The organism is Burkholderia anthinoferrum (assembly GCF_002925705.1).
Taxonomy (GTDB): Bacteria; Pseudomonadota; Gammaproteobacteria; order Burkholderiales; family Burkholderiaceae; genus Burkholderia; species Burkholderia semiarida.
Genome location: NZ_LFZP01000065.1, coordinates 1 through 12855, shown reverse-complemented (window position 1 = coordinate 12855; position 12855 = coordinate 1). Strand labels below are relative to the sequence as shown.

The 12855-nt window shown below is 66.7% G+C and carries 13 protein-coding genes and 1 pseudogene; 6 read left to right on the top strand and 8 right to left on the bottom strand.

The genetic code is table 11. The features are described 5' to 3' along the window. Positions 1 to 5 precede the first annotated feature (5 nt). The 3 genes from C5F75_RS31440 to C5F75_RS31430 all read right to left on the bottom strand — a co-directional run bounded on the left by C5F75_RS31440 (position 6) and on the right by C5F75_RS31430 (position 2257). Positions 6 to 1025, bottom strand: a complete 1020-nt coding sequence (locus C5F75_RS31440) for a tyrosine-type recombinase/integrase (protein ID WP_104013288.1) — start codon at positions 1023 to 1025, stop codon at positions 6 to 8. Between the two features lie 102 nt (positions 1026 to 1127). Continuing rightward, entirely contained in the window at positions 1128 to 1505 is a 378-nt protein-coding gene (locus C5F75_RS31435) for a DUF2471 family protein (protein ID WP_059581462.1), read from the bottom strand. A 140-nt stretch (positions 1506 to 1645) separates the two neighbouring features. Further along, positions 1646 to 2257: a helix-turn-helix domain-containing protein gene (locus C5F75_RS31430; RefSeq protein ID WP_059644571.1), complete on the bottom strand. Its 612-nt coding sequence runs from the start codon at positions 2255 to 2257 to the stop codon at positions 1646 to 1648. Between the two features lie 158 nt (positions 2258 to 2415). Here C5F75_RS31430 and C5F75_RS31425 point away from each other — a divergent pair, with 158 nt between their 5' ends. From C5F75_RS31425 to C5F75_RS31405, 4 genes are all read left to right on the top strand, one after another. Beyond that, positions 2416 to 3615, top strand: coding sequence for a glycine C-acetyltransferase (locus C5F75_RS31425; protein WP_104013287.1), 1200 nt, complete (start codon positions 2416 to 2418; stop codon positions 3613 to 3615). A 13-nt stretch (positions 3616 to 3628) separates the two neighbouring features. After that, positions 3629 to 4657 (top strand): L-threonine 3-dehydrogenase, encoded by a 1029-nt coding sequence (gene tdh / locus C5F75_RS31420; RefSeq protein ID WP_060317659.1) that lies wholly within the window; start codon positions 3629 to 3631, stop codon positions 4655 to 4657. Positions 4658 to 5204: 547 nt separating this feature from the next. After that, positions 5205 to 5810, top strand: coding sequence for a TetR/AcrR family transcriptional regulator (locus C5F75_RS31410; protein ID WP_059581453.1), 606 nt, complete (start codon positions 5205 to 5207; stop codon positions 5808 to 5810). Between the two features lie 64 nt (positions 5811 to 5874). Continuing rightward, positions 5875 to 6354 (top strand): nuclear transport factor 2 family protein, encoded by a 480-nt coding sequence (locus tag C5F75_RS31405; RefSeq protein ID WP_059581450.1) that lies wholly within the window; start codon positions 5875 to 5877, stop codon positions 6352 to 6354. Positions 6355 to 6819: 465 nt separating this feature from the next. On the opposite strand, the gene C5F75_RS31395 is transcribed toward C5F75_RS31405, so the two are convergent. Next, the gene (locus tag C5F75_RS31395) at positions 6820 to 7905 is read right to left on the bottom strand and encodes a tartrate dehydrogenase (protein ID WP_059581446.1); all 1086 of its coding nucleotides are present in this window, start codon (positions 7903 to 7905) and stop codon (positions 6820 to 6822) included. A gap of 115 nt (positions 7906 to 8020) precedes the next feature. Between C5F75_RS31395 and C5F75_RS31390 the strand changes: the two genes are divergently transcribed. Next, positions 8021 to 8944 (top strand): LysR substrate-binding domain-containing protein, encoded by a 924-nt coding sequence (locus tag C5F75_RS31390; RefSeq protein WP_059581443.1) that lies wholly within the window; start codon positions 8021 to 8023, stop codon positions 8942 to 8944. 66 nt (positions 8945 to 9010) lie between these two features. Here C5F75_RS31390 and argC read toward each other — a convergent pair whose 3' ends face one another. After that, complete coding sequence (gene argC, locus C5F75_RS31385; protein ID WP_089465884.1) at positions 9011 to 9952, bottom strand: N-acetyl-gamma-glutamyl-phosphate reductase; 942 nt, start codon at positions 9950 to 9952, stop codon at positions 9011 to 9013. 121 nt (positions 9953 to 10073) lie between these two features. Here argC and C5F75_RS31380 point away from each other — a divergent pair, with 121 nt between their 5' ends. Continuing rightward, positions 10074 to 10958, top strand: coding sequence for a LysR family transcriptional regulator (locus tag C5F75_RS31380; protein ID WP_059581438.1), 885 nt, complete (start codon positions 10074 to 10076; stop codon positions 10956 to 10958). Positions 10959 to 11006: 48 nt separating this feature from the next. On the opposite strand, the gene C5F75_RS31375 is transcribed toward C5F75_RS31380, so the two are convergent. The 3 genes and pseudogenes from C5F75_RS31375 to C5F75_RS31365 form a co-directional block, all read right to left on the bottom strand. Then, complete coding sequence (locus C5F75_RS31375; RefSeq protein ID WP_060317653.1) at positions 11007 to 11471, bottom strand: hypothetical protein; 465 nt, start codon at positions 11469 to 11471, stop codon at positions 11007 to 11009. Between the two features lie 60 nt (positions 11472 to 11531). Continuing rightward, positions 11532 to 12749 carry a patatin-like phospholipase family protein gene (locus C5F75_RS31370; protein ID WP_059581433.1) on the bottom strand — a complete coding sequence of 406 codons (1218 nt, stop codon included), beginning with the start codon at positions 12747 to 12749 and terminating at the stop codon, positions 11532 to 11534. After that, positions 12746 to 12855, bottom strand: a pseudogene (locus tag C5F75_RS31365) (3-hydroxybutyrate dehydrogenase); the annotation flags it as partial. The pseudogene C5F75_RS31365 and the gene C5F75_RS31370, both read right to left, overlap by 4 nt.

Below are 12855 nucleotides of genomic sequence, written 5' to 3'. Positions count from 1 at the left end.
CCCGATCAGTGAGTTTCGTCACGCTCGGACGCGTCACCGTTGTCGTCGGCCAGCCCGTCGCGCCAGTTTTTCCATGCGCGATGCAGGCGATTCGACGAGATCGGCCGCATGAAGCCCAGCCATTTGCCGACCCGCTCGGGCGGGACGTCGTGCTCGAACAGTTCGGCCGCGTACGTATTGCGCAATGTTTGCGGGCTTGCGCGCGCGGTGCGTGACGACGTGAGCCCGGCCGATTCGACGATCGCGTCGATCGCGCGCAGCATCGTTGCCTTGTGCATCGGCCGCCCGGCATGCGACGCGGGGAACACGAGTTCTCCCGGAATCTCCTGGCGTTTGCGTTCGGTGAGCCAGGCTTCGAGCAATGCGATCGCGAACGAGGCGAGATGGGCTTCGCGCGCGTAATCCGGATGCGTCGACTCGATCCGCAGCGACGTGCCGCTCGTATTGATGCAACTAATCGTAAGCGCGCGCGCTTCCCCGGTTTTGATGCCGGCGCCGAGAAACGCGGCAACGAGCGCGCGGTCGCGACGCTCCTTCCAGTACGCGGCGCCCGATACGCCGATCGGCGAAAACAGATACGCGAGCAACGTCGCGCGTTCCGCCGGCGTGAGGAAGCCGGTCGGTTCGTTGTCGCGGGCCTTGCGCCAGTTCGCTTCGCCATCCTGAGCAATGAAACGGGCGGGATTGGTCGATGCGTATTCGGTGCGGCGGATATGGTCGAGCACACGCTCGATCAGCCTTAAATAGCGCATCCGCTGTGTCTTCTTGATCGGCAACTCGCCGACGAAGTTCGCGATGGTCGGCGTATCGACCGTCGCCAGATTCTTTTGATGCGCACGCATCCACGCGAGAAACGCGCCCCATTGCGCGCGATAGACATCGGCCGACGAGCGGCGATAGTCCTGCATCGCGAGCCACGCGTCGAACGCGGCTTCGGGCGAGACGACCCAGTCGGATGCGTCGCGGTCGAACAGATCCTTTTCTTCCACACGCGCGGCGGTGTCGGGAGAGGTGGGAAGGGACATGGTGTTAATTCCGTTAGTTGCGTATATCGTAGCCCTTTTCGCAACGTATCGGGCAGCACGCGGGTGAACCGGCCGCCATGCATCGCGGCCGGGGCTCGGCCATCAGTCGCCCCACGCCTTGGACGGGCGGTGAGCGCGCACGGGCCGCGCGGTGTCGTGCGTGGTTGCTGCGGCTTCGTACGCGAGAACGGCGAATGAAAAGACCGCGGGCAGCGCGTTCGAGCGCCCGAAGTCGATCGGATCGTCGGTTTCGGGAAACGTCATGTCGGACGGTCGTTCGAACAGTTGGCGCATGCCGGCGTCGTGCCGGCTGGCAAAGCCGAGATCGGCGAGCGCTTCGGCTTCGATCGCGTGCAGCAGGCGCCATGTCAGCGGCACGCGCTGACGGATGTAGCGCGCGGCGATATGGCGAACGATCAGTTCGAGGTCGTGCGCGGCAGCCTTGAAGCTGAGCGCGGCCAAATCTTGTTCTTCTGTCATTGCAGGCTCCTGTCGACCGGGCGGGCGCCTCGGTGCGCCGGCTCCGGCCCATGCATGGCGGAATGTCCGTATACTGTACAAACATACAGTATTTTCCGCAACTGGCCTGCGCTCTGCCTTTTGGCCGACTATCCGCGCCGTCAGCGATGGATCACGATCAACAAGGCCCGCGCTTCGGTCTTGCCGGGGTTGCGGATCGCATGCGGCTCGTCGGCCGGATAGCGCGCGGTGTCGCCCGCCTTCAGGCGTCGGCTGGCCGCGGCGGCTTCGATTTCCATCGCGCCGTGCAGCACGGTGAGGTGCTCGCGCGTGCCGGGTTCGTGCGCGTTCGATACCAGTGCGCCGCCGCCCGGCAGCGTCAGCTCGTACCACTCGAACTTGCCGGCGAGATCGATCGGGCCCCATACGCGCAACTGGTACCGGCCGTCGTGGCCGGCGAGCGTCGGAATGTCGTGCGGGCCGTCCACGCGAATCGTGTCGGGCGCCTTCGGCTGCGAGAACAGTTCATCGAGCGTGATGCCGAGCGCGTTCGTCAGCCGCCACGCGACCGCGATCGTCGGGTTGGCCTTGTCGCGTTCGATCTCGGAGAGCATCGATTTCGATACGCCGGCTGCGCGCGAGAGGTCGTCGAGCGTCAGCTTGCGCTCGTTGCGCAGCCGCTGGATTTGCTCGCCCACGCGCGGCGGGGTCGCGGCCGGCGGTTGCGGGGCGGCGCCGGCAGGCGTGCGCCGCGATCCGGGGGAACTTGCCATTTGAATTCCGTTCGCTTAGAGTTGTTCGATATTTCGAATTCTAGTTCGGAATATCGGATAAATGCGGTCAACCGAACGACCGACTATAACAGTAGCAGGCCGTTGCGCCGCCACGAGCGGTGCGCTGCGGAATGCGAAACCCTGTCAGGAGCTTTGCGATGCGTGATGCCTTTCTCGCCCAGGTGCGCGGGACGCTCGACCAGATCCGCGCGGACGGTTTTTACAAGACCGAGCGCGAGATCGCGAGTCCCCAGGCGGCAGCCGTGCGGCTCGCCGGCGGTGCCGGCGTGCTCAATTTCTGCGCGAACAACTATCTGGGCCTGGCGAACGATCCGCGCCTGGTCGACGCGGCGAAGGCCGGCCTCGACCAGGACGGTTTCGGCATGGCATCGGTGCGCTTCATCTGCGGCACGCAAACCGTGCACAAGCAACTGGAAAGCGCGCTGGCCGCGTTTCTCGGCACCGAGGACAGCATCCTCTATTCGAGCTGCTTCGACGCGAATGGCGGGCTGTTCGAGACGCTGCTCGATGAGAACGACGCGGTGATCAGCGACGAGCTGAACCACGCGAGCATCATCGACGGCATCCGCCTCTGCAAGGCGAAGCGTTTTCGCTACAAGAACAACGATCTTTCCGACCTCGAGGCGAAGCTGAAGGAAGCCGACGCCGCGGGCGCCCGCCACAAGCTGATCGCGACCGACGGCGTGTTCTCGATGGACGGCATCATCGCCGACCTGAAGGGCATCTGCGATCTCGCCGATCGATACGGCGCGCTCGTGATGGTCGACGATTCGCATGCGGTGGGCTTCATCGGCACGCATGGCCGCGGCACGCCCGAGCACTGCGGCGTCGAAGGCCGCGTCGACATCATCACGGGCACGCTCGGCAAGGCGCTCGGCGGGGCGTCGGGCGGCTATGTCGCCGCGCGTCGCGAGGTGATCGAGCTGCTGCGCCAGCGCTCGCGTCCGTATCTGTTCTCGAACACGCTCACGCCGAGCATCGCCGCGGCGTCGCTGAAGGTGCTGGAACTGCTCGGCAGCGACGAAGGCGCGAAGCTGCGCGAGCGCGTGCGCGAGAACGGCGCGCGGTTCCGCAAGCAGATGACCGAAGCCGGCTTCACGCTCGTGCCCGGCACGCATCCGATCATCCCGGTGATGCTCGGCGACGCGCAGCTCGCGACGAACATGGCCGACAGGCTGCTCGGCGAAGGCGTCTACGTGATCGGCTTCTCGTTCCCCGTCGTGCCGCGCGGCCGTGCGCGCATCCGCACGCAGATGAGCGCCGCGCATACGCCCGAGCAGATCGACCGGACGGTCGCCGCGTTCGTGCGCGTCGGCAAGTCGCTCGGCATCATCTGACGGAGGCGCGACCATGAAAGCACTGGCAAAGCTCGAACGCGGCCCCGGCCTCACGCTCACGCGCGTGAAGCGTCCCGACGTCGGCCACAACGACGTGCTGATCAAGATCCGCCGCACGGCGATCTGCGGCACCGACATCCATATCTGGAAGTGGGACGACTGGGCGCAGAAGACGATTCCGGTGCCGATGCACGTCGGCCACGAATACGTCGGCGAGATCGTCGAGATGGGGCAGGAAGTGCGCGGCTTCGCGATCGGCGATCGCGTGTCCGGCGAAGGCCACATCACGTGCGGTTTCTGCCGCAACTGTCGCGCCGGGCGCCGGCATCTGTGCCGCAACACGGTGGGCGTCGGCGTGAACCGCGAAGGCGCATTCGCCGAATACCTGGCGATTCCGGCGTTCAACGCGTTCAAGATTCCGCCGGAAATCTCCGACGATCTCGCGTCGATCTTCGATCCGTTCGGCAACGCGACGCACACGGCGCTGTCGTTCAACCTGGTCGGCGAAGACGTGCTGATCACCGGCGCGGGGCCGATCGGCATCATGGCCGTCGCGATCGCGAAGCACGTCGGCGCACGCAACGTCGTCATCACCGACATCAACGACTATCGGCTGGAACTCGCGCGCAAGATGGGCGCGACGCGCGCGGTCAACGTCGCGCGCGAGTCGCTGCGCGACGTGATGGCCGACCTGCACATGACCGAAGGCTTCGACGTCGGTCTCGAGATGTCCGGTGTGCCGAGCGCGTTCACGAGCCTGCTCGAGGCGATGAACCACGGCGGCAAGGTCGCGCTGCTCGGCATCCCGCCCGCGCAGACGGCGATCGACTGGAACCAGGTGATCTTCAAGGGGCTCGAGATCAAGGGCATCTACGGCCGCGAGATGTTCGAGACCTGGTACAAGATGGTCGCGATGCTGCAGAGCGGCCTCGACCTGTCGCCGATCATCACGCATCGCTTCGCGGCCGACGATTACGAGCAAGGCTTCGCCGCGATGCTGTCCGGCGAAAGCGGCAAGGTGATTCTCGACTGGACGGTCTGAGTCGGGTGTCGAGAGACGGGGCGGCGCGGCACGTTTGCCGGCTGCCCCGTTTTCGTTTGCACACACGCACCGTCGCGCCGCGGACGCACGATTGAACGCTTGAGGTGAGATTTTTCGGGAGCCGTGTTCGTGCGCCGAATCATCACACGATCGCGCATAGGTGATGCGCAATAGCAGGCTCGCGTCACCTGTCGGCAACTGCTTCGCTTCTCCCCGCCATAGCATTCGGCGCCCGTTTCTCCTCTTCCACGCGCTTCCCCGCTTCGCCTGGCGTGCGAGGGTTCGCTCGCGACCGTATGCGAGATCGTACCGACCCGGCACGTCCGCCGTGAGCCGCACGCTGCGTTGCGACTCACTGATACGCGGCGTTATCGACATCGATCGGTGCGCCGACCCCTACCTGATCCGTTCACCTTCCCATCCGCACGGCTCGAACGGAAGGCTCACCCCGACGAGCCAGCGCTTCGGGCACGTTTCAGCCCTCCCGCCGACAGGGCTTTTTCATCCGGATATTGACAAGGTAGAACGATCGTTCTACCGTAAACCCATGAACCCACTTCTCGACTCCTCCGGCGAACCGGGCGTTCGCGAGCGGCTGCTGGACGCGGCCGAAGCGCTGATCTATTCGGGCGGCATCCACGCAACTGGTGTCGATGCGATCGTCAAGCGATCCGGCGCGGCGCGAAAGAGCTTTTATTCGCATTTCGAATCGAAAGAGGCGCTGGTGGTCGCCGCGCTCGAACGTCGCGACGAGCGCTGGATGCGCTGGTTCGTCGACGCCACGCTGGCGCGGGGCAAGACGCCGCGCGCGCAACTGCTCGGCATGTTCGACGTGCTGCGCGACTGGTTCGGGCAGCCCGACTTTCACGGCTGCGCGTTCCTGAATGCGTCGGGCGAGATACCCGACGCCGAGGATCCCGTGCGCGTCGTCGCCTGTATGCACAAGGCACGCCTGCTGGCGTTCGTGCGCGAGCGCTTCGACGCCTATGCCGACGAAACCGGCATCGAGCGCCGCGGGCTCGCGCGCATCGCGCGTCAGTGGCTCGTGTTGATCGACGGCGCGATTGGCGTGGCGCTCGTCAGTGGCGATGCAAACGCCGCGCGCGATGCGCGCGCGACGGCTGAACTGCTGCTCGATACCGTATCGCGGTAGCCGGCGCAGCGAATCCGAACCGGCCGCGTGCGTTCGCGGCCGTCACCCTGAACAGGAGCAACCCATGTCCGCTTCCCCCGAAGTTCGTCCGCCCGTTCCGCCCTTCACGCTCGAAACGGCGCGCCAGAAAGTGCGCGCCGCCGAGGACGCATGGAACACGCGCGACCCGCAACGCGTGTCGCTCGCCTATACGCCGCAAAGCCGCTGGCGCAATCGCGCGGAATTCGTGACGGGCCGCGACGAGATCGTCGGGCTGCTGCAGCGCAAGTGGGCGCGCGAACTCGACTATCGGCTGATCAAGGAGCTGTGGGCGTTCGACGGCAATCGCATCGCGGTGCGCTTCGCGTACGAGTGGCATGACGATGCAGGCAACTGGTTCCGTTCGTACGGCAACGAGAACTGGGAGTTCGATGAAAACGGCCTGATGGCGCATCGTCACGCGAGCATCAACGATCTGCCGATTCGCGAGGCGGACCGTCTTTATCACTGGCCGCTCGGCCGTCGCCCCGACGATCATCCGGGGTTGTCCGACCTCGGGCTGTGATGCGAGCACGCGTTAAACGGACCGGCGAACGCATCACCGGGGTTCAATGGTGAGGAAATTCGGGAGCCGTCCGCTGAAGGTGAGATTTTTCGGGACGAGGTGAAATGTCGCGTCGAGCTGTGTGCCTCGAACAGGTCGACGCGGCGTTGCGCCCGGTGAGGCGGCGTATGTGGCGACGTGCGGCGGTGTGCTTCACCGCGTGAGGCATCTCACCAATCGCGTCGATGCGATCGTGTGTTGATGATCGGTGTGTGCGAGAGCGGCGTGCAACTCACCGGTCGGATCGACTTCGGTTTTCAACGACAAACTGTGCAAGCAGTGCGCGTTGCGATGCGTCGTTGCTCACCGCTCGATTTGACTGCCGACGCATCGACGGAGTCCGCACAAGTGCGCAACCGTATCGCGTGTCGCTCACCGCAGCCGGATTCACGCGACGCCGCCCGGCGCGAGCGCCGGGCATGACCGTCAACCCGCAACCCGCGCGGCGATTGCCTCGCCCACTTCCTGCGTGCCCGCCTTGCCGCCGAGATCGCGCGTATGCGGCCCCGTGCGCAGCACGTCCTCGATCGCGGCGACGATCGCATCGTGCGCGTCGCGTTCGCGGCCCGTGCCGTTGCCGAGGAAGTCGAGCATCATCGCCGCCGACCAGATCATCGCGACCGGATTCGCGATGTATTGCCCCGCGATGTCGGGCGCCGAGCCGTGCACCGGCTCGAACAGCGACGGGAACGTGCGGTCCGGGTTCAGGTTCGCCGACGGCGCGATGCCGATCGTGCCCGTACACGCCGGGCCGAGATCCGACAGGATGTCGCCGAACAGGTTCGACGCGACGACGACGTCGAAGCGGTCCGGCTGCAGCACGAAGCGCGCGCACAGGATGTCGATGTGCTGCTTGTCGACCGCGATCTCCGGATAGCGTTCGGCCATCTCGGCCGCGCGCGCATCCCACCACGGCATGCTGATCGCGATGCCGTTGCTTTTCGTCGCGACGGTGACGCGCTTCGCGCGCCGCTGCGCGAGCTCGAACGCGAATTTCAGCACGCGCTCGGTGCCGTGCCGCGTGAAGATCGACTGCTGCATCACGACTTCGCGCTCGGTGCCTTCGAACATCGTGCCGCCAACCGACGAATATTCGCCCTCGGTGTTCTCGCGCACGATCATGAAATCGATGTCGCCCGCGCGGCGGCCGGCGAGCGGCGACGGCACGCCGTCGAACAGGCGCGCGGGCCGCAGGTTGATGTACTGGTCGAATTCGCGGCGGAACTTCAGCAGCGAGCCCCACAGCGAAATGTGATCGGGCACGGTCGCGGGCCAGCCGACCGCGCCGAACAGGATCGCGTCGACGCCCGACAGTTGGGCCTTCCAGTCGTCCGGCATCATCGTGCCGTGCTGCGCGTAGTAGTCGCAGCTCGCCCAGTCGATCTCGACGAAGTCGAAGCGGATGCCGAAGCGCGCGGTCACGGCGTCGAGCACGCGCCGGCCCTCGGGCATCACTTCGCGGCCGATGCCGTCGCCGGGGATCACGGCGATCCTGTAAGTCCTGTCGGTCATGCAAATCTCCTTGGCTGTTCGGCCGGCTGCCGGGAAGGCAGCGGCCCGTCACGTCATTCTATTTGTTTCAATCTGGATTAAAATCACGCAAAAGTTAATCGACTTTCCACGAATCGTGAATAAATCGCCGAACCTCGACGACCTGCGCGTGTTCAGCCTGGTTGTCCGACTGATGAGCTTCAGCGCGGCCGCCGAGCAGCTCGCGGTGTCGCCCGCGTATGTCAGCAAGCGCATCGCGATGCTCGAGGCGCAGCTCGGCACGCGCCTGCTGCATCGCTCGACGCGCCGCATGACGGTGACCGAGGCCGGCGAGCGCGTGTTCGCGCGTGCGGAAAAAATTCTCGACGACGTCGATCATCTCGTCGAGGACGTGTCGACCACGCGCACGGTGCCGCGCGGCACGCTGCGCATGTCGAGCAGCTTCGGCTTCGGCCGGCACGTCGTCGCGCCGGCGCTGCTCGACTTCAGCGCGCGCTATCCGCAACTGAACGTGCGGCTCGATCTGTTCGACCGGCTCGTCGATGTGGCCGGCGAAGGCTACGACCTCGACGTGCGCATCGGCGACGACATCGCCGATCATCTGATCGCGCGCCGACTCGCCGCGAATTACCGCGTGCTGTGCGCGTCGCCCGACTATCTCGCGCGCCGCGGGACGCCGCGCTCGCTCGCGGATCTCGCGTCGCACGATTGTCTCGCGATCAAGGAGCGCGACCATCCGTTCGGCGTATGGCGGCTGAACGTGCGCGGCGAGACGGCCACGGTGAAGGTCGGCGGTGCGCTGTCGACGAACCATGGCGAGGTGGCCGTGCAGTGGGCGCTGGCCGGGCGCGGCATCGTGCTGCGCTCGATCTGGGAAGCCGGGCCGCTGATCGAACGCGGCGCGTTGTGCCGCGTGCTGCCGGACGCGATCCAGCCCGCGAACATCTGGGCCGTGTATCCGGAACGCGTCGCGGCATCGGCGAAGGTGCGTGTGTGCGTGGATTTTCTGGTGGAGACGCTGGCCGGCCTGAATGCGGCCGCGGGTGACGATGCGGCCTGAAACCCGCTAAAGGTGAGCTTTTGCGGGAGACGTGCGCAGGCACCGTCGACGATGCCCGCGGGAGCGTCACGCCGCGTGTCGCGCACCGAGCATCAAGTCGAGATTCTGCACGGCGGCACCGGATGCCCCTTTGCCGAGATTGTCGAACACGGCGGACAGCAGCACCTGGCCACGATCTTCGTTGACGAACACGCCGAGCCGCAGGTCGTTGGTGCCGTTCAGCGCTTGCGGGTCGAGATGCGTTGCCGCGCGTGCGTCCGCGAGCGGCATCACGTCGACGTAATGCGCATCCGCGTAGTGATGCGCGAGACACGCATGCAGGCGCTCGCCCGTCACGCCGGCCGGAAGCAGGCGCAGCTCGATCGGGATGGTGAGCACGATGCCTTGCCGATAGGCACCGTAGGCCGGCACGAAGAACGGGCGGTGCGCGAGCCCCGCATGCTGACGGATCTCGGGCACGTGCTTGTGCTCGAGCGCGAGGCCGTAGACCTGCAGCGGCAACGCGTTGGCGGCGGCGTCGCCCGATTCGAATGCGTCGACGGCGGCCCTCCCGCCGCCCGAGTAACCGGACACCGCGTGGATGCTCACCGGGTAGTCGCGCGGCAGCAGGCCTGCCTGCAACAGCGGACGAAGCAGGCCGATCGCGCCTGTCGGGTAACAGCCGGGATTGGTCACGCGCTTCGCATGAGCGATGTGCCGTGCATGTCCGTCGGCCATCTCGGGAAAGCCGTAGACCCAGTCGGGCTGCGTGCGATGGGCCGAACTCGCATCGATCACGCGTACCGCCGGGTTGCGGATGAAGCCGACCGCTTCGCGCGCGGCCGCGTCGGGCAGGCACAGGATCGCGATATCGCACGCGTTGAGCGCGTCGGCACGCCGCGCCGCGTCCTTGCGTTCGGCGGCGGGAAGCGTGAGCAGCTGCACGTCGGTGCGGTCGCGCAGCCGCGCGTGGATCTGCAACCCGGTCGTGCCCTGGTCGCCGTCGATGAAGACAATGGGGAGGCTCATGATGGTCGTGTGCGTCGCGTTCGATCGTCGGGGGAAGCCGTATCGTCCACCGAACGTCTAGAATAGGAAAAGTTGAATTTACTGACCGTCCGATTCAGCTTTCCTGAACAAGAGGTGTGTGATGCGCGAGATCAGTCTGGACCGTCTGCGTACGCTGGTCGCGATCGCGGATCACGGATCGTTCGTGGCGGCGGCGCAATGGCTTCATCTCGCGCCGCCGACCGTCAGCCTGCATGTCGCCGAGCTGGAAAGCCGCGTCGGCGCGCCGCTGCTGTCGCGCACGCGCGGCAACGTGCGCCCGTCGGCGATCGGCGAAGTGCTGGTGGAGCGGGCGCGGCGTCTGCTGGCGGAAGTCGAAGCCACGCTGGACGACGTGCAGCGACAGGTGCAGGGGTTGACGGGGCGTGTCCGCCTCGGCGCATCGACGGGTGCGATCGCGCATCTGTTGCCGCAGGCGGTGGCCGGATTGCGCGCGCGGCATCCGGATATCGACGTGCAGATCGCGGTGCTCACGTCGCAGGACACGCTGGCGCGCATTGCACAAGGCACGCTCGATGTCGGGCTGGTCGCGCTGCCGCAGGCGCCGGTCGCGGGGCTGTCGATCCGCCCATGGCGTCGAGACCCGGTGATGGCTTTCCTGCCTGCGGACTGGCCGCTTCCGGCCCGGGTGACGCCGGCGTATCTGGCCGCGCGGCCGCTGATTCTCAACGATGCGACGACGCGCCTGTCGCGGCTCACGGCCGAATGGTTCGCGCTCGCCGGCCACCGGCCCGAGCCGCGGATCGAACTCAACTACAACGATGCGATCAAGAGCCTGGTCGCCGCAGGTTACGGCGCGACGCTGCTGCCGCACGAGGCCGGGGCCCCGCTGCCGGATGCGCGCATCGTCATGCGGCCGCTACGGCCGGCGTTGTGGCGCGAGTTGGGCATCGCGCATCGGGCGGGCTCGGTCGAACGGGCGACGCAGCACGTGCTCGATGCGCTGTGGGCGCTCGGTGCGCGATAGCGGGCCGTCGAGCGGCTGGCCCGTGCCGGCCGCGCGGCCCGCACGCGTTCAGAGCCGGTTGTCTTTCGCCAGCGTGAGCACGCGCGCCCAGCGCCGCGCATCGCGCTTGTCCATCATCGGCAGCCTCCATTCGCCGTGCACGGCGTCGCGCACGCGCACGACGAGATGCCAGCGGCCGTCGATCGGCGCGGCCTCGCAACCGTCGAGTTGCGACAGCGTATAGCGGCCGTCCGCGCCGTCACGCGAGAGCCACAGCAGCCCTTGCGTCGCGGACACGCGCAACTCGCCCCACGCGCGATGCACGACGTGCGTCCAGCCTTCTTCCTTCGTGTTCGGCGCGATGTCGCGGCGGCGCTTGAGCCACCACGCGATCAGCGCGATCAGGAGCGCGGCGGCCAGCACGGCGGCCGCGATCGCGACCGGCTGGCCGAACTGCGCGGCGATGACGTGAAACAGATGAACGGCGCCCCAGCCCAGGGCGATGAGCGCGAATAGCGCAATGAAAATCGGCATGTCGAATCGGAAAGGAGGACGGGCCGGCGCACGCGGCGCACCGGCCCGTCGTACACGGCATTACCGGCGGCGGTGAATGTCGTGCGTGACGAAGCCCGCGTCGTTGACGGGCAGCGCGAGGCCGTCCTTCACCGCGAGCGTCTTGCGGATGTCGTCGAGACCCGCGGACCAGTGGTCGCGCATCGTCGACAGACCGAACTGATAGTCCTTGTAGTGATGCTCGTACGCCTTCTGCTGATAGATCAGGTGCTGGATGTTGTACTTCTTCCCGCTCGACATCGCTTCGGCCTCGACGCACCACGGGTCGTTCTTGCGCTGCGCTTCCGGCACCTGTTCGAGCACGTGGCGCAGCACGTTGCGGTAGCGCTGTTCGCGCTGCAGCGTGTCGGTGACGAAACGCGTGCGGCTCGAATACTGCACGTCCTTCGTGCGCTCGGCGACGTCGGCCATCGTGCGCGGCAGCGGCCCGCGTGCGCTCCACAGATCGACCTGGAACGCGAGCGTGTCGCGGCGCGGATGCGCGCGGAGCACTTCCATCAGCGGCGTGTTCGACACGACACCGCCGTCCCAGTAATACTCGCCGTCGATCTCGACGGGCGGGAACGCGGGCGGCAACGCACCGGACGCCATGAAATGCTCGGGCGCGAGACGGATGCGCGAGTTGTCGAAGTACACGAAGTTGCCGGTGCCGACGTTGACCGCGCCGACCGACACGCGCGTCTCGCTCGAGTTGATCCGGTCGAAATCGCACAGTTTCAGCAGCGTCGTGCGCAGCGCCGACGTGTCGTACCAGCTGATTTTCTCAGGATGGTCGGACACGCCCGGCAGCGGCGGCGGAAAGCGCGGCACGAAGAAGCCCTGCTGGCCCTGCATCATCGCGCTGGCGGCCTGCGACGCGGTGAAGAACGTCCGGATCTGATCGATGCTGTTGAACAGCGCGAATTCGAACGCGGCCGGAATCGTCGGAAAGAACGCCGGCTGGCAGATCGTTTCCCAGAATTCACGCAGGCGCTCGACGCGGTGCTCGGGCGCATTGCCGGCGATCAGCGCGGTGTTGAGCGCGCCGATCGAGATGCCCGCGATCCAGTCGAGCGGGATGCCCGCCTCGTGCAGTCCTTCGAATACGCCGGCCTGATACGCGCCCAGCGCGCCGCCGCCCTGCAGGACGAGCGCGATCGTTTCGTACGGCAGCGACCGCGCGGCGGCCGGCGCGCCGGCTTCGTGGTGCAGGTCCGCCGCATCCACGGCCTGCTTTTCGGTGCGGGCGTGCGGCTTCATTGCATGAACCAGCCGTGGCTGACGATGAACGACTGGCCCGTGAGCGCGGCGCTCGGGAACGCCGACAGGAACAGCACCGTCTGCGCGACGTCCTGCACCGTCGTGA